Origin of the sequence: Enterobacter sp. LU1, from assembly GCF_008271405.2 — a bacterium.
Lineage (GTDB): Bacteria > Pseudomonadota > Gammaproteobacteria > Enterobacterales > Enterobacteriaceae > Enterobacter > Enterobacter hormaechei_C.
Genome location: NZ_CP043438.2, coordinates 99041 through 116411, shown reverse-complemented (window position 1 = coordinate 116411; position 17371 = coordinate 99041). Strand labels below are relative to the sequence as shown.

Annotated in this window: 16 protein-coding genes and 1 tRNA gene; 7 read left to right on the top strand and 10 right to left on the bottom strand. The window is 49.3% G+C overall.

Annotation, left to right across the window (positions count from 1 at the left end; genetic code table 11):
• Positions 1–31 precede the first annotated feature (31 nt).
• Positions 32–1726, top strand: coding sequence for an AsmA family protein (locus tag FZF21_RS00555; RefSeq protein WP_149121127.1), 1695 nt, complete (start codon positions 32–34; stop codon positions 1724–1726).
• Between the two features lie 84 nt (positions 1727–1810).
• Here FZF21_RS00555 and yicI read toward each other — a convergent pair whose 3' ends face one another.
• Together yicI and FZF21_RS00545 are read right to left on the bottom strand one after the other, a co-directional pair.
• Positions 1811–4129, bottom strand: coding sequence for an alpha-xylosidase (yicI, locus tag FZF21_RS00550; RefSeq protein WP_149121128.1), 2319 nt, complete (start codon positions 4127–4129; stop codon positions 1811–1813).
• 12 nt (positions 4130–4141) lie between these two features.
• Positions 4142–5533, bottom strand: coding sequence for a glycoside-pentoside-hexuronide family transporter (locus FZF21_RS00545; protein WP_149121129.1), 1392 nt, complete (start codon positions 5531–5533; stop codon positions 4142–4144).
• Between the two features lie 287 nt (positions 5534–5820).
• On the opposite strand from FZF21_RS00545, the gene FZF21_RS00540 reads away from it, so the two are divergent.
• Positions 5821–5915 (top strand) — tRNA-Sec (locus tag FZF21_RS00540).
• A 9-nt stretch (positions 5916–5924) separates the two neighbouring features.
• Here the strand turns inward: FZF21_RS00540 and FZF21_RS00535 are convergent.
• From FZF21_RS00535 to FZF21_RS00520, 4 genes are read right to left on the bottom strand one after another with little or no spacing between them, the layout of a single operon-like run.
• Positions 5925–6872, bottom strand: coding sequence for a hypothetical protein (locus FZF21_RS00535; protein WP_063136742.1), 948 nt, complete (start codon positions 6870–6872; stop codon positions 5925–5927).
• Positions 6862–8634: a hypothetical protein gene (locus FZF21_RS00530; protein WP_149121130.1), complete on the bottom strand. Its 1773-nt coding sequence runs from the start codon at positions 8632–8634 to the stop codon at positions 6862–6864. The genes FZF21_RS00535 and FZF21_RS00530 overlap by 11 nt, the downstream gene beginning before the upstream one ends.
• Before the next feature lies 1 nt (position 8635).
• Positions 8636–9868, bottom strand: a complete 1233-nt coding sequence (locus FZF21_RS00525) for a metallophosphoesterase (RefSeq protein ID WP_063136744.1) — start codon at positions 9866–9868, stop codon at positions 8636–8638.
• 59 nt (positions 9869–9927) lie between these two features.
• Positions 9928–10119: a toxin-antitoxin system HicB family antitoxin gene (locus FZF21_RS00520; RefSeq protein WP_063136779.1), complete on the bottom strand. Its 192-nt coding sequence runs from the start codon at positions 10117–10119 to the stop codon at positions 9928–9930.
• Positions 10120–10243: 124 nt separating this feature from the next.
• Here FZF21_RS00520 and FZF21_RS00515 point away from each other — a divergent pair, with 124 nt between their 5' ends.
• Positions 10244–10585 carry a SymE family type I addiction module toxin gene (locus FZF21_RS00515; protein WP_023302861.1) on the top strand — a complete coding sequence of 114 codons (342 nt, stop codon included), beginning with the start codon at positions 10244–10246 and terminating at the stop codon, positions 10583–10585.
• 50 nt (positions 10586–10635) lie between these two features.
• Positions 10636–11673 carry a RhuM family protein gene (gene rhuM / locus FZF21_RS00510; protein WP_063136745.1) on the top strand — a complete coding sequence of 346 codons (1038 nt, stop codon included), beginning with the start codon at positions 10636–10638 and terminating at the stop codon, positions 11671–11673.
• On the opposite strand, the gene FZF21_RS00505 is transcribed toward rhuM, so the two are convergent.
• From FZF21_RS00505 to FZF21_RS00490, 4 genes are all read right to left on the bottom strand, one after another.
• Positions 11663–12118 carry a GNAT family N-acetyltransferase gene (locus FZF21_RS00505; protein WP_015570066.1) on the bottom strand — a complete coding sequence of 152 codons (456 nt, stop codon included), beginning with the start codon at positions 12116–12118 and terminating at the stop codon, positions 11663–11665. The genes rhuM and FZF21_RS00505 overlap by 11 nt on opposite strands.
• A 48-nt stretch (positions 12119–12166) precedes the next feature.
• Positions 12167–12937, bottom strand: a complete 771-nt coding sequence (locus FZF21_RS00500) for a helix-turn-helix domain-containing protein (protein ID WP_225986307.1) — start codon at positions 12935–12937, stop codon at positions 12167–12169.
• A gap of 353 nt (positions 12938–13290) precedes the next feature.
• Positions 13291–13770 carry a hypothetical protein gene (locus tag FZF21_RS00495; protein ID WP_023302856.1) on the bottom strand — a complete coding sequence of 160 codons (480 nt, stop codon included), beginning with the start codon at positions 13768–13770 and terminating at the stop codon, positions 13291–13293.
• Between the two features lies 1 nt (position 13771).
• On the bottom strand, positions 13772–14560 hold the full coding sequence (locus FZF21_RS00490) for a transcriptional regulator (protein WP_023295687.1): 789 nt from the start codon (positions 14558–14560) through the stop codon (positions 13772–13774).
• Between the two features lie 834 nt (positions 14561–15394).
• On the opposite strand from FZF21_RS00490, the gene FZF21_RS00485 reads away from it, so the two are divergent.
• From FZF21_RS00485 to FZF21_RS00475, 3 genes are read left to right on the top strand one after another with little or no spacing between them, the layout of a single operon-like run.
• Entirely contained in the window at positions 15395–15997 is a 603-nt protein-coding gene (locus FZF21_RS00485; RefSeq protein ID WP_015570068.1) for a LuxR C-terminal-related transcriptional regulator, read from the top strand.
• A gap of 52 nt (positions 15998–16049) precedes the next feature.
• Complete coding sequence (locus tag FZF21_RS00480) at positions 16050–16634, top strand: fimbrial protein (protein ID WP_023299002.1); 585 nt, start codon at positions 16050–16052, stop codon at positions 16632–16634.
• A gap of 53 nt (positions 16635–16687) precedes the next feature.
• Positions 16688–17365: a fimbria/pilus periplasmic chaperone gene (locus tag FZF21_RS00475; protein ID WP_045349567.1), complete on the top strand. Its 678-nt coding sequence runs from the start codon at positions 16688–16690 to the stop codon at positions 17363–17365.
• The last annotated feature ends 6 nt before the right edge of the window (positions 17366–17371 follow it).

Genomic DNA, 17371 nt, shown 5'->3' with positions numbered 1-17371 from the left:
CCCTTATGTGCGTTTCGCGGGAAGGAAGACCATGAAATTTATTGGAAAGCTGCTTATCTATCTTCTGGTAGCCCTGCTCATTGTAGTGCTCGCCTTTTATTTTCTGCTCCAGACCCGCTGGGGCGCATCGCAGGTCAGCAGTTGGATCACGGTGAATACCGATTACGAGCTCAACTTTGACCTGATGGATCACCGCTTTTCATCCCCTTCTCACATCCTTCTGGAAAACGTTACCTTCGGACGAGATGGCAAACCGGCCACGCTGGTCGCTAAAAAAGTGGATATTGGCTTAAGCAGCCGCCAGATCACCGACCCGCTGCATATGGATGCCATCACCCTGTTCGATGGCACGCTGAATTTATCGCCGCAGACGGCGCCGCTGCCGTTCCAGGCCGACCGTCTGCAACTGAATAACATGGCCTTTAACAGCCCGAATACGGAGTGGGATCTCAGTGCGCAAAAGGTGACCGGCGGCGTCAGCCCGTGGCAGCCCGAGGCGGGGAACGTACTCGGGAAAAATGCGCAAATCCAGATGAGCGCCGGGTCGCTCACGCTCAACGGCATACCGGCCAACAACGTGCTGATTCAGGGACAACTCAACGGCAAAGAGGTGGTGCTGAATACCATCGGTGCCGATATGGCGCGCGGCTCGCTGACGGGCTCGGCTCTGCGTAATGCCGACGGTGGCTGGGTTATCAACACCCTACGTCTGAATGAGATCCGCCTGCAAAGCGACAAATCGCTGCTGGATTTCTTCGCCCCTCTCTCCACCCTGCCTTCGTTACAGATTGGGCGGCTGGAAGTGACCGATGCCCGTCTACAGGGGCCAGACTGGGCGGTAACCGACCTCGATCTCAGCCTGCGTAACCTCACCCTGAGTAAAGGTGACTGGCAAAGCCAGGAGGGACGGTTATCCATGAACGCCAGCGAATTTATCTACGGCTCGCTGCATCTGTTTGACCCTATCCTGAATGCGGAATTCTCCCCGCAGGGCATTGCGCTGCGTCAGTTCACCTCCCGCTGGGAAGGGGGCATGGTGCGTACCTCCGGCAACTGGCTGCGCGAGGGTCAGGCGCTGGTGCTGGACGACGTTGCCATTGCCGGGCTGGAATATACGCTTCCGGAAAACTGGAAAACGCTGTGGATGGACCCGCTTCCGGCATGGCTGAACAGCGTGACGCTAAAAAAATTCGGCCTGAGCCGCAACCTGGTGATCGACATCGATCCGGCGTTCCCGTGGCAGATCACCTCCCTCGACGGTTATGGCGCTAATCTGCGGCTGGCGCAGGATCACAAGTGGGGCGTGTGGGGCGGTAACGCAACCCTCAACGGGGCGGCAGCAACCTTTAACCGCGTCGACGTGCGTCGCCCGTCGCTGGCGCTGAATGCCAACGCCGCAACGGTAAATATTACCGATCTGAGCGCCTTTACCGAGAAAGGGATCCTGGAAGCGACCGCCACCGTGTCACAGCTGCCACAGCGACAAACCACCGTGAGCCTGAACGGGCGCGGTGTACCACTCAACGTTATGCAGCAGTGGGGCTGGCCAGCGCTGCCTATTGCGGGCGACGGCAATATTCAGCTCACCGCCAGCGGCAGCGTGCAGGCCAATGCGCCGCTGAAGCCGACGGTGAACGGGAAGCTGAGCGCGGTGAATATGGATAAACAGCAGGTGCAACAGACCATGACCGCCGGGATGGTGTCGACGGTGGCTCCGGCACAGTAAATAGCCGGGTGGCGGCTTCGCCTTACCCGGCCTACGATCTAATGTAGGCCCGGTAAGCGAAGCGCCACCGGGCATTTTTCCAGCTCAGAGGTGAACCACCACCTCATCCCCCTCGGCTTTCACCACCACACCCCATTCGCTGCCCGCATGTGAACCGCCTTTTACGCCGCCGACCTTCTGCACGTTGCGCAAGCATACCGACCAGTTTTGCGCATCTCCCGCGCCGGTAAAGGTCACGACGTCGCCCTGACGTGACGCCTTCAGCGCAAACACTACAGAACCGTCCGCCGCAGGCACTTCACTCACCGCCGTTGCGCCATCGCTCAGGTTAAAGAGCTGGAAGGCCGTCCCCTCGTGCCACGCATAGTCCGGCTTCTGGTTATTATTGCCGAGCGCCAGCAGCGTGTTGTCGCGCACATAGACCGGCAGGCTCTGGAAATCGTGCTGCTGCTTATGCCAGCGGCTACCCTCGATTTCATCGTTGTGCCACAGGTGCGTCCAGCGCCCTTCCGGCAGGTAGAACTGCACGTCGCCCGCCTCGGAGAACACCGGCGCCACCATCATTGAATCCCCCAACATGTACTGGCGGTCGAGGTAATCGCACGCCGGATCGTCCGGGAACTCCAGCATCATCGCCCGCAGCATCGGCGTGCCGAACTCGTGCGCCAGCGCCGCCTGACGATACAGGTACGGCATCAGCTGGCATTTCAGCTGCGTGAAGTGGCGCACCACATCGCAGGACTCGTCATCGTACGCCCACGGCACGCGGTAGGATTTGCTGCCGTGCAGGCGGCTGTGGCTGGAGAACAGCCCGAACGCGCACCAGCGTTTGTAGACGTGCGCCGGAGCGGTGTTTTCGAACCCGCCGATATCGTGGCTCCAGAACCCGAAGCCGGACAGGCCAATCGACAGCCCGCCGCGCAGGCTTTCGGCCATCGATTCGTAGTTGGCGTAGCAGTCGCCACCCCAGTGTACCGGGAACTGTTGCGCACCCACGGAGGCAGAACGGGCAAACAGCACCGCCTCTTCTTCTCCCACCGTCTCTTTCAGCACGTTCCACACCAGTTCGTTGTAGATGTAGGCGTAATGGTTATGCATCTTCTGCGGATCGGAACCGTCAAACCACTGGATCTCCGTCGGGATACGCTCGCCGAAGTCGGTCTTGAAGCAGTCGACGCCGATCTCCACCAGGCCTTTCAGCTTGTCGGCATACCACCGGCACGCGTCCGGGTTGGTGAAGTCGTAGATCGCCAGCCCCGGCTGCCATTTGTCCCACTGCCACAGGGAGCCGTCCGGGCGCTTGAGCAGGTAGCCCTTCTCTTTCAACTCCCGGAAGATCGGCGATTTCTGGCCGATGTACGGGTTGATCCACACGCAGACCTTCAGCCCTTTCTCTTTCAGGCGGCGGATCATGCCTTCCGGATCGGGGAAGGTCACCGGGTCCCACTCGAAGTCGCACCACTGGAAGGCCTTCATCCAGAAGCAGTCGAAGTGGAACACGTGCAGCGGCAGGTCGCGCTCGGCCATGCCGTCGATAAAGCTGTTAACCGTCGCTTCGTCGTAGTTGGTGGTGAACGAGGTGGTCAGCCACAGGCCGAACGACCACGCAGGCGGCAGCGCCGGACGGCCGGTGAAGCGGGTATAGCGGTTCAGCACTTCTTTCGGCGTCGGGCCGTCGATCACGAAGTACTCCAGATACTCCCCTTCCACGCTGAACTGCACTTTGGAGACTTTTTCGGAGCCGACTTCAAACGAGACGTTCTCGGGGTGATTCACCAGCACGCCGTAGCCGCGGTTGGTCAGGTAGAACGGGATGTTTTTGTAGGATTGCTCGGTGCTGGTGCCACCGTCGCGGTTCCAGGTTTCGACCGTCTGGCCGTTGCGCACCAGCGCGGTAAAGCGCTCGCCCAGACCGTAGACCGTTTCGCCCACGCCCAGATCCAGACGTTCGAACACGTAATTGCGGTCGGTATTGCTGTCCTGCACGTAGCCGTTGTTTTTCAGCTGGCTGCCGGTAATGCGCTGGCCGTTACGCAGGAAATCCAGCGCCCAGAACTCGCCTTTGGTGACGCGCACGCTGACGCTGCCGCTTTTCAGCTCGGCAAATTTGGCGTTGTTTTCAATCTCAACTTTTACATCCTTCAGAACGTTCAGCGGATAGTGCGGACCGTTATTCAGCGCACCCTGGAAGTGCTCAATGCGCACCCCGACAATCCCTTCCTGCGGGGCAAACAGGCGCACCGTGAACATCAACGTGTCGAGCTGCCAGGTGCGTTCGCGCACGTCACGCGGCGCCACATACACCACCAGGTCATTGCCCTGCTGCTCCACGTCGAACACCTGCACCGGATAGGTCACATTCAGGCCCGGTTGAATAAGCCAGTTTCCATCACTGATTTTCATGCTTACGTCCTCTTAGTTCTGCAATTCTTTGCTGACCGGCAGGTTTTCAAACTCCTGCTGATTGCGGCGCGCGCCCTGCGCCAGCTCGCGCAGAATTTTGGTCAGGAAAGGGGTTTTCAGCGTGTAGTAGCGCCTGGCGATAATGGCGCTCAGCACGTAGCAGACCGCCGGGGCCAGGGTAAACAGGCCGATAATGATGCTGATGGTCGCGCTGTTCTGGGTTTTGGCTGCCGCGTCGTAGCCGCCGCCTGCCAGCATCCAGCCGATCATCGCCCCGCCCAGCGCCAGGCCAAGCTTCAGCACGAACAGCGTGCCCGCAAAGCTGATGCCGGTCAGTCGTTTGCCGTTGGTCCATTCGCCGTAGTCGACGGTATCGGACATCATTACCCACTGAATCGGCGTCACCAGCTGGTGCAGCACGCCGATAACGAAGATGAAGCCGAACATCAGCACGGTGGCATGCATCGGCACGAAGAACATCGCCACGCTGACCACCGCCAGCGCGGCGTTGGTCCACCAGAAGATGCTGACCTTGCACTTCCAGTCGGTGAGCGGTTTTGCCAGCGCGGAGCCAATCAGGTTGCCGACGCAGTAGGTGGTGAGGAAGGCGACGAACACCTCCGGCGAGCCCATGATCCAGGTGCAGTAGTACATCATCGCGCCGCCGCGCACGCAGACGGCAAGGATGTTGAGGATGGTGAGCACGCCGACGATACGCCATTGGTCGTTTTGCCAGATGTCGCGCAGATCTTCACGCATAGAGGTGGTGCTCGGCGGCACCTGGATGCGCTCTTTGGTGGTGAAGAAGCAGAACGCCAGCATCAGGAACGCGACCACCGACAGCACGGCGATCCCGCCCTGAAAGCCGAATGCCTTATCGTCGCCGCCAATCAGGTTCACCAGCGGCATCATCAGCACCGTGGAGAGCATGCCGCCCGCCGTCGCCAGCACAAAGCGCCAGGACTGGAGGGAGATACGCTGCGTCGGGTCGTTGGTGATCACGCCGCCCAGCGCGCAGTACGGGATATTGACCACGGTATAGAGCAGGGTCAGCAGCGTGTATGTGATGGCGGCGTAAACCATTTTTCCGTTAAGGCTGAGGTCCGGCGTGGTGTAGGCCAGCACGCAGACGATGCCGAACGGAATGGCGCCGAACAAAATCCACGGACGGAACTTGCCCCAGCGGCTGCGGGTGCGGTCGGCAATCAGGCCCATGCACGGGTCGGAGATCGCATCCAGCGCGCGGGCCAGCAGGAACATGGTGCCGACAAACCCGGCGGGAATACCAAAAATATCGGTGTAGAAAAACATCATATAAAGCATGACGTTATCAAAAATGATATGGCTGGCGGCGTCTCCCATGCCGTAGCCAATCTTCTCTTTTACTGACAGTACTTCGCTCATATTTTTATCCTTCACGCTGTAGGGGGCGCTGAGACCGGTTACCGTTTTTTAAACCATTGTTTCAGGAGCGGGTATTGCGTTTTCTGGTTAAGAGATTACGTTTCTTGTTTTTTGTGATCGGGATAAAAGTTGATGAGCACGAAATGCTAACCTGAGGATTTTCTTAGGAATTAACTGAAACAGGGGTGTACAGGTCAAAAGAGAGGTGAAAAAAGTGGTGTGGGGTATGTGGTAAATGTCTGAAAGTAGCTATAATGCGCCCCGCCTCCATGTAGCAATCGAGGCGCGGAAGATCGTCATCTCCGGTGAGGTGGCTGGACTTCAAATCCAGTTGGGGACGCCAGCGTTCCCGGGCAGGTTCGACTCCTGTGATCTTCCGCCAAAAATGCTTTTATTTCATCATAATTCTACTTATCACCAACTCTCCACTAGGTTGGATATCAAACGGTTTTGATCTACTATATTCACTATAAATGCACGTTACATTATCGAAAAATAAACCTGCCAATGTGGATGAAATAATATGGGGTTTTGGCCCAAACTGAATAATTGTAATATTATATTCATTTTTTAAAGGTTGGATTATTTGGCATAAATGTTCAAACGTAATTGATAAACTTGCAATAGGTAGTTTTAAAAGATTACGACCTCCGGACAGTTGATGCTCAATAAAATCTTTATTTATTAACATAGCCTGTGTTTCATAATCTGGTAAAGACCCAGGGGAAGCAATTACGCCAAAAGTTAAATCTGGCTCAAGAAGATTGAAGAAACTTTGTGGCCCTATTTTATCAAATCCTAACATAAAGATAGCACATTTTTTCTTCTTAGTAATTGAAGAACCCTCACAACCAGGCAATATTTTTACATCACCTAATTCAAAATTTAAGAAGTCGTCATTTTTTGGATATTCAGCAGTAGCATAAACCAAATCAATAGTAAGCTTTTTAGAACAAACTTTTAAACAGTAATTTAATATCGCAGCATACCAATTCCTTGACATTGAACTGTAATCAACAATTATTCTAATTTCATTTTTTGTTATTTCCGATATTTTTTTATTTAGAATAGCATAAACTTGTTGAGTATGTGAGTGTTCAAGGTTTACAACAGTTGTTTTAGAGCCCCATTTTTTTTGCAATTTTTCATAGCTTTGTATCCGGCTTCTATTTTGTGAACTTTCATTAAAAGAAAGAATCACAACATCCGCAATTTTCTTTACATTAAGCAACTTTGAAATATAGGTGCAGCGAGGTTCATAACCCAATCCTAGAAATGCAACATCATATTGCGAATCCAGCATCTCGGCTCTCGATAAATCAAGTAATTTAATCTTCATCTTTGAACAACTCCATTTGATCTTCTTCACTCAACAGAGCGTTAGAATTAAAAATATTATGTAATTGGATGGGACGACCTACACGTGGGAACAGATTAAAGTTCGGAGTAAGGCAATTGGCTATTACAAATCGGCCTTCTTTTGATGGGAATAGGGACTTTGCATTTCTATCTTTTTTTACATAAGGATATAGTAACCCTAGATCTACTGCTGTTTTAATACACCCCCATTGTTCTTCCGATATAGAGTTATCTATCCTAAAAGACTGTGGTGTATCACTGCCAAGCTTCTCAACCAAACTTTTTTCTTTAAAATAACCCCCTATTTTATTAATAAACTCAAAAGCTTTAATCCCATCTTTTTCAAATTTAACAACCTCAAGCTCTCTATAGGAGTAACTTTTGATACGTTCGCTTTGGCTTGCATCAGGAATTCTCGTAGACTGATTCTTTAGATTTCCAAGCAAATGATTAAACAGTCTAAAGAGGCGCCTTGGATTACCGTCTGAACAGCGTGATATAATAGCAACTCCAGAATATAATGTTGAGGCAGAGTTGCCTGACTTATTATTATATTCTTCACGCAGGAGAAGCATCCCTCGCAACTTCCTAACTATAGCATCATCAAACTTACCGGGATCGCTAGCTAGTAAAGACTTAGCACGACTGATTGTGTCAGCATTGCAATGTTTTTCAATTAATTGAATGACATATTCGTTTTCGACGATATCAGGTGTTGACTGCGTTAGGATAGATTTTCCAACTAACTGTTCAAGCGTCAAAAAATTTTTATGATGGTATTTCAGCCGATTAACAAATAATTTTTCAGCGAAATCCTGAATGATTTTATCTGAAGCTTGCTGGTTAAGGTGAGATGTACCTAGTTTATCTATATATATATACTCAAGATCGTGTCCTATATTAATATTTGCGGCCACATTTGTATCTAGAGTATGATGTCTATAAGGCATAGTTGTTATTTTAAAGACCAAATCACTCGCTGATCGCATAAATGTGTTAAGCGTTTGATGATGATTTTTTGTTAGAAACTCAGCCTCATCAATGCATACAACCCAACGATTATTCTCTGGTAAAGATAATTTCCTTTTGATTATCCTAGATGCAAATTCAAAAGGTTTAAATAAAGTTGTGTGGAATACTTCGCCTATTCTGGTTTCCTCCACCGTCAAAGCGATTCCCATAGCCTCTTTATTAAATACTAAGTTTTTTCTAAACTCCACTTTCTCGAGTTCGTTTCTAATAAGATTCAAATTATTTAAAGAGTTATTTTCATCTGTAAACCAAGCTTCAGAAATAGCTAGACAAATATCTCGCTCTACAAATAATTGTTCTATCTCATCTTCAATATAAGAGTCGATACAACTCCTGATAGTGTCAAGAAGTTTAGCACATAATGAAAGGTTAAGGCTCCAAATAAAATACTCTTCTTTTTTTAATTCATAGTTATTTAATGAGTTAACCCATTCAACTCTTAATGGAACATAAGTAGCTATGAAATTTTTCTCATCGATAATAGCTTTCGCTTTTGGATAAAAAGAGGCTAGTTTACTTAAATTTTCATGTGCTAACATTTTAACTAGCGCAGTTTTTCCAGATCCTCTGGAACCAAGTATTACTTGATTCTGACTAGTAAAAAGTGCTTCGAATGATTCTGTCCAAATAAATTCATTTGCAAGCTGGTTGGTATTTAAGCCTCTTGCATTTGAATTTTCAAATAATGTACTTAGCTCACTGAAATTCATATTAATTCTCCGCCCATAATAAAACGAAGCTATCATTTTTACTTGGCATTACCTCATACTTTAATTCACTAGAAAGATCATCAACAGCATGAGACAATAACTGTTTATTACAATATCTTAGATTCGGTTCTATTTTTACTAAATCGTGCCACTTAGCGTAATTACTTTTTTCTCTGCAACTTTGTATTATATGGCGAAGTTTAATCTTCAGTTGATTCCTTGAAACCATATAACCGTAATACTCTTCATGGCTAATATGGTCTCTGTCGAAAAGAGAACGCGTCCATTTATGGTTTGTAAAATATGACCAAGAAATTACTTTCCCCCTCGAAAAATTATTCTCGGGACAAAAATCGTGATGTTCAATTAAATGAAAAAAGTTGGCAACTCCATTATGCCAGTCTTTTAACTGAGCAGCAAAACTACCAGCACTTAAAATATTTACAAAAAAACCCTCTGAATCCATTTGAAAGTTATATCGTGGTATATGTTTATGACCATGAACAATGAAGTCGAATTCGTTGTGGCTTGCAAAACGCATAAAATCTTCCGCATTTTTCATTTGACTTAGATCAGGATCTGGAAATGTAGTATCTGTATAATTTTTGGGATGGTGATGTGTTAGTAAAATCCTAAACTTACGTTTATCTTTCGTCCTTAACTCATCCAATTTTGATTGTAACGTTGATAAACATCTAAGGTCTACCTCCCCAAATTTTACTTCTTTATCACAGCTGTCTAGCGCAGAAGAGTTAACACCAACGACGATTAAATCCTCATGTTCCCAAATAGCCGAATATGGATCAGAATAATAGGATGAAAAGGTTGAATTATATAATAAAGAGGAAAAAAAATCATTACTCCGAATATTAGCGTATTTTGCTAAGATGATTTTACTTTTATCAGAATATCTTTCGCTTGCATCTTTTTCCTGTTGCCAATTTCCATCATGATTGCCAGGGACGAAGAAAATATTGTTATCACTTATGTTTAATATATTCTTTATCTCTTTAATCCTTTCAGCTGCAATTTCAAACTCATATGATTCTGCGCGATTTGTGATATCTCCAGCAATTAAAAGATGCGTTGCTGTGATTTTCTCAGCGGTTACTAAGTCTTTAAAGTCCTGTATGAAATTTTCAGTAATAGCTGATGTCCCACTTACTTCAGTACAAAAATCTTTTGCTCTCGCTGTAGTACCCACATGTAGATCACTAATTACCAGTATTTTCATAATTAAACCATCTTCATATATTATACTGTTCAAGTTATTATATATTTATACGTTCATCATTAACCTTTAGGTATTTTACCCCGCAATAATAATTCTTTTCTTGCTAGCTCCTTCAACCAACTTGCGAGGCTCACCCCTTCCTCAGCCGCCACAGCATCCAACTGTTCCTTCAATGCCGGATCAATACGCATCTTAAACTGCGGAGACTGCCCGCCGCCTTTTGGTTTTTTTTCGCGCGATATGATTGACATGAGGCCACCTATCCATCTACTCTGATACATATAGGAGGCCACCTAAACCTCCTGTATTTCAACGCCCCGATGTGCGGGAACACAACCGGAGCGTCTAACCTCACCAACTATCAAGGAGTTGATTATGGCTGATTCGCATTCTACCCCAGACACCGACCAATCCGGAACCGAGCGTTCGTTAATTGTGGGATACCGCCCGAATGTTTTCGACAAATCCACGCCGAAAATCATCCTTTCCGGCAAGTGGCTGCGCGCGGCAGGTTTTGATACAGGACAGCAGGTCACAGTAAAGGTCATGAAAGGATGCATCGTTCTGGTGGCGTATAACGAGCAGGAGCAGCGTTTGCAGGATGATTATAAACGGACGAAAGCAAAGCTTATTGAGATAGAGGACGCGCTTGCAGCGATCCAAATTCCACATGCTGGAAAGCGCCTCGCAAAATCAAATACAAACCACCTGGCTTAACGGCTGTTTCTGGCATACTACCTGCCAGGTGCATTAGATGTGGAGGCGACATGGCAGATAAAGACGTAATCCAATCCCCGACAGGCGAATTTGTTATGTTTGCCAGTGATGATGGAACGGTTCGCATCACATGTCGCTTTGAACATGAAACACTCTGGCTGTCGCAAGCAGCCATTGCGTCTCTTTATCAGGTCACTCCTCAAGCTATTACTCAGCATATTAAAGCTATTTACGAAGAAGGTGAGCTTGAACAAAAAGCAACTTGTAAGGCTTACTTACAAGTTCAGCAAGAAGGTCAGCGCAAGGTCAATCGCAACACACTTCACTATAGCCTGCCCGTCATTCTCGCCATCGGCTATCGTGTCCGGTCCACGCGAGGCACACAGTTCCGCCAGTGGGCCACCCAAACGCTCCAGGAATACCTGGTTAAAGGCTTCGTTATGGACGACGAGCGCCTGAAAAATCCGCCTGTAGGATCTTCCGCCGTCCCTGACTATTTCGATGAAATGCTGGAACGCATTCGCGATATACGTGCCAGCGAACGCCGGGTCTATCTTCGCGTGAGGGAGATTTTCGCATTAGCTGCTGACTATCAGCCGTCGCTCAAAGAAACCACGCAATTCTTTCAGACCATCCAGAATAAACTGCATTTTGCCTGCACTGGGCACACCGCTGCTGAGTTGATTCACCAACGTGCGGACGCCACTCAACCGCATATGGGGCTGACCAGCTATAAAGGCGAAGAAGTCCGTAAAAGCGATGTCACCACCGCAAAAAATTATCTGTCTCAGGATGAGGTGAGCGAGCTTAATCGCGTCGTTAATATGTGGCTCGATTTTGCCGAAGATCAGGCCAAACGCCGCAAGCAGGTATTTTTACGAGACTGGCAAACCAAGCTCGATCAGTTCCTGCAATTCAACGACCGGGACGTTTTAGAAGGCGCAGGAAAAATCAGCAAGAAAGCGGCTGATGAAAAGGCGTGCTCAGAATACATCGAATATGAAAAAAAGCAGCGCCTGCTGAAAGAGGCCGAAGGTGAGAAAGATATTGTCGGCTTATTAAAATGGGATAAGCGGGCTAAGCGCTAATCCCGGTATTTCTGCTCAGCTTCATATGCAACAGCGGAAACGGATTCCCCTGCCCATCCAGTTCTGAACGCCCGACCTGCTCAAACCCCATATGGCGATAAAACGCCACCCCCTGCGGATTCTGCTCGTTCACATCCACTTCATTTACGCCGAATTCTGCAATGGCATATTGCAGCAGCATTTTCCCGATACCCTTCCCCCGGCTCGCATCATCCACAAACAGCATTTCAATGCGATTTTTATCCACGCCCAAAAAGCCGTGAATAATACCCACGTCATCCCGGGCAATCACAACCCTGAGATTAGGCAAATATGCGTTGAGCAATAACGGACGCAGCGCCGCGATATCGCTTTCCTGCAAAAAGCGGTGCGTGGCGCGAACGGACGACTCCCAGACTGCGACGAGGCGTTCAAATTGTGAGGGGTGTGCGGCTTCTATTTTCATGATGATATTCCGGTTGAGTAAAGTTTCAGGGCAGCAATGTAATGATATTCAGCTCTGCGACGTGCGCCACACGCCAGGCGTACAACCATACTCCGTCTGAAAATGACGAATAAAGTGCGCGCAGTCGCTGAACCCCATCCGCTGCGCAATATCCGTCACGCTTTGCTGTGAGTTCTTCAGCAGCCAGCAAGCATAGCGCAGTCTGGCACTGCGGATAAATTCGCGGGCCGTTTTGCCGAATTCTGCGTGGAACAGACGGTTGAGCTGGCGTTCACTCAATGCCACTTCTCGCGCAAGCCCGGCGGTGGTGAGCGGCCGGGTCAGGAACTGTTCTATCAGCATGACGGCGCGGCGCAACCGCGAGTCAGGGATAAGCGCAAAATTCGCCGGACGCGGGGTGGCAATTTCATGCGGAACGAGCGACAAACGCTGACAGGTGGTGCTGGCGATATCATCCCCGGCATGGTCGCGGATAAGCTCAGTTGCCAGCGTCAGGGTGGAAATACCGCCCGGGCAGGTCAGCACATCGCCATCGTCGATGAAATCATACCCTTGCTCAGCATAAACCAGCGGGAAAGCCTGCCGAAATGCATCAAGGTGGAAAGGATGGATGGACGCTCGTCGTTCATTCAGCAATCCTTCCTGTGCGAGGACAAAACTGCCGGTGCCAATGCCAATGAGCGGAACCCCGGCATGGTGGGCATGTGCCAGATACGCTTTATCCCCCTGATACCCTAAGTCCAGATACTGCAATTCACCGCCGATAACAGCAAGGTAGTTAAAACTGTCCGGCGGCGCATGGGGAGAATCCGGTCTCATGATAATCCCCGCATTGCTGATAATCGGGATATCAGGAAATTCACTTATCAGGCTGATTTTAAATGCTAATTTATCCTGAGCTTTCGCTGCATAACGCAGCGCCTCCAGCAACCCGGAGACGGCCAGGAGTGAATAACGGGGCCATAATATCAACCCAATATGCAGACACTTTTCCGGTACTGATTTCCCCCCATCGGAGGAGTCAAATACACTTTTCATTTACTTGCCAAATTTAAAATTAATTACATTATCGCAACATGATCTGTCGCACTTTTTATTTCTAAGGTAATCCTGATATTTTAAATCAAGCATAAATGAGACGGGAGGAAAATATAATGTTTTTCTCGTTTATATCATTCTTTTTTTGAGCCACGACACACATATGTCGGTAATGTTCCTAAGGTAAAGATATAGTTACCATTATGTTGTTCATTGATCCGCATATAAATACTCTTGCCCGGATAGACAAAGAATTGCGGTTCATATTTTTCCAGCCAGCTGTCGTCGACATTATCGTCCGGGAACGTCATATTTTTTTCTGACGTCAGCAAATAGAGATGATCCTGTCTATCCACCCGAAAGGAAATTTTCCTGTCGATGGTTTTACCCGGATCGCTCTTTGCCCGGCCATTCATGCTCAGGGTGCCGAATTTCCCGTCGAAGGTGTAATTCAGCCAGACCGTCAGCGTCTCATCCGGATGGTGCTGGACCAGATTAGCCTGGCATGAAAAAGGCTGAACGTAAGTTCGGTGCCACAGGTAATAGCCCGTCAGCACGCCTGCCGTGACGAGGCCCGTCACGATGATATACAGCATCTGCCGAAAACGAGTCATGCTAGCTATCCTTCAGGAAATAATCAGATATACAGCGGTTCGGCTCTTTCATTGGCCGGTCGCAGCGAATAACCGACGCACGAGGAAGCAGAGCGTACCAGCTGATGTAAACCCAGGGATATTGCGCGCATTCAGCCTTGAATTGTTCCACATAGGTCAGCGCGGAAGCGCGTTCAGCGTGAGTCTGAATGTCGTTCGCAAGATAAACGCGACAGGCTCCGACGGATGCCGCAAAACGGTAATCCTCAACAAAACGGTTTTCTGTGGCGTTCATATATCCCGTCACGCCTGCCCCGGCCAGGACGATCAATAGACCCATGACAACAGCCAGCCAGCGCGTGGGCTTCCTGGCAACAGGCGTTGCTGGCTCGGAGGGTGCAGAGACCTCCTCGATCGCTGGCGCCTCCACACATTGTCCCTCTGCGGGTTGAGGCGCGACGGGTGAAGACTCTCTGACGGTTATTTGCGTGTCGCTTGCCAGCGTCAACCCAATCCGCGGAATGGTAACGATAGGGTCAGTTTCAAAGCCAATCTTTTTGAGCCCTTTGCGCAGGATGGAGATGTTCTGGTAATAGGTATTGGAGGAGACAAGCATGCCGCGGCTTTGCCAGACAATATCAAGGAACTCTTGCTGAGTGACAATCGACCCCGCTCTGTCGATTAATAACAACAGGCATCGGCCTGCTGGCGAATTTAACACAACCACACGGTCAGGATTGTTGATATCACGTAACGTGCTGGCCGCAGGATGAAATTCGACGATATTATTTATAATGTAATGCTTATGCATAGGGGCAGTATGAATTCTCCGGTTAACAGATGTTGAACCTGGGTCACCGCATGTATGGGATGACATTCACGTCGGGATTAATGTGACTGATTAACGTCATGCTGTATATCTTCGCCATTGGCGAAAAATCTTAATTTATATTTCATCCCTTAAGCTTCACTGAACCTGCATAAGAACTCAACCCTTGTAGAATGCGGCTTGCAGAGCCGCTTCATCCGCGATCATCCTCATTATGATGTTTTGTGAAGTGAATTTCCGCTCCACAGAAGTATCTGACTACCGGCAGCATCTCATTTATCAGGGCCTCATCTTTTGGCGCACTCCTCGCCTCTTGACATTGACAAATATCTACATAAAAAAACATTGTACGCCACGGACATGCGTGTCTGAAATATTCAGCACCCTTAAGCCTTAATTTTTCTCAACCTGACCAATATCAATAACTTACATGGTTTTTGTATGCTTTTAAGCCACCTTTCTATCAGTTTTTATCGATGATAACATTCGTAAATTGTTATTCCCCGTCAGCAACTTCACACCCGCACTGACACCAAAAGACAAACTCCTTACAAAACATTTATCAAAGCTAAATTTTCATTAAAAATAGCGGCTATCATAATTTACAGAAAGCGAAGCGGAATAAGACCAATCAGAGGGAAGCGTCGTAACCGGTCTCGATCTTAGTAATTAATACAATTTTAGATTAATTCAGATTACCTCTTTATTGGCCGACGTATAGTAGGCCTACAGTATGCAATACGTCATTGCTTCGAGAATACTGGCGATAACCTTATAAATAATTCGCCTGATTACTATTATAAATCGAGGAATAACATGACGAACAATAGCCAAATAACACAGCATATAACTGTTGCACTGATGGGCGGCGATCATTATGCAAGAAACGGCATTAAAACGTTATTAAGCAGCATCCGCGACGACCTTCACATCATTATCATCGAAGGAGGTTATCAGGAACTGGATAAGGCGCTGTCGTCGATTCGTATCGATATCTTATTTATATCCGGCGCAGAGAAATACCATACAGGGTATGACTCACTGAAATATTTAAAAAAAATCAAAGTCACGCAGCCTGAAGTGATTATCTGCCTGTACTCAACCTCTGCCCATTCCCTGTTATGGGTCCGGGAAGATATTGATGCCTATATCTCGCTACAGAACACGGTTTATCAGTGGCGGATAAAGCTAGCAAAAATGGTCGATAGCCATTATCGGCCCCAAAAGCAGCCAGCGGCGTTATCGCTGACGCCTGGAGAAAGGAGGGTATTAAAAGAACTCAGGAACGGACTGGATATACGTTACATCGCAGAACTGGAGAAACTTTCTTATCGCCGCGTGAGCGCCTTAAAAAGCTCAGCGATAAGGAAACTCGGGCTCAGGAATAAGACAGATTTGCTGGTCTTTTTAACCAGTTAGACCTGCCGCTTTCAGAGCAAATCTCGTAATAAAAAAATCAAGGAACTATGAAATGAAAGCACGCCTTACTTGCCATTCTCTGCTGGCATTAAGCATTGCCGCCCTGCTGCCAGCGGGCTCAGCACTGGCCGCCACCACCAGCGGCGGCACGGTTAACTTCAGCGGTAAAGTGGTGACCTCCGCCTGTGCCATCAGCGCCGGTAGCGCCAATATCGACGTCGACATGGGTGAAGTGCGTACCGCCACGCTGGCTGCCGCAGGCAGTGAAGCCAGTACCGCAAAAGCCTTCTCCATCACCCTGGAAGATTGCGAAATCGCCGATACCTCGGCGTCCACGGAAGATAACCCTATTGCCGCAACGACCGTGGCTATCACCTTCACCGGTACACCGGACAGTACCGATGTGAATAGCCTGGCCGCGGGAGTAAACGGCGGCGCGGGCTCGGCGCAGCATGTCGCTATCCGTCTTTATGACGAACAGGGCAACGTCGTCAGGCTGGGTGAGCCGGCAGCAGCGATCCCCCTGCGTGCGGGGGCGAACACCCTGAACTTCAGCGCGAAATATTACTCCCCACTGGGTAACGCCACGGCGGGTGATGCCAGCGCGGTCGCCACCTACACCGTGACCTATTCGTAATCTTCAGGCCCGGTCTGCTGGCCGGGTCTGACTCAGCTTTCAGGAGACGCACTATGCGCGTAAACACATGGATTTGTCTGGCTGGCACGTTATGTTCATCCGCCGTGTACGCAGGCGGCGTGGGGTTAGGCGCAACGCGGCTGATCTACACCGGCGCGGCTACGCAGACGATGATGCAGGTAAGAAATACCCACCCTGATGCCACGTTTCTGATCCAGTCCTGGATGGAAGACGAGAAAGGGAGCCGTACCAACGACTTCGTCATCACGCCGCCGCTGTACGTCATGAAGCCCGCCAGCGAAAGCGCGGTGAAAATCATGTTCAGCGGCGACGCCCTGCCAGCCGATCGCGAGACGCTGTACTGGATGACGGTCAAAGCTATCCCACAGCAGGTTAAAAACGGTTCCGGCAATTCGCTGCAATTCGCCTCTGCCAACCGCATCAAGGTCTTTTATCGCCCGGAGCGGCTCAGGGAAGGTGCAGGGGAGGCATGGAAAAACCTTGCCGGCGCCTACCGCGCGGGCAAGGTCACGCTGACCAACCCAACGCCGTATTACCTCACCACCATTAACGTGAAAATTGATGGCAGGCCGGTGTCGCCCGTCATGGTGCCGCCGAAATCCAGCGTGACGCTGGCAGACACCTTCAGCCATGCGAGCAGCTTAAGCTACCAGACGATTAACGATTATGGCGCCTGGACGCCCGTCACCCGCACGTCATTGTCCCCATAATAAAAA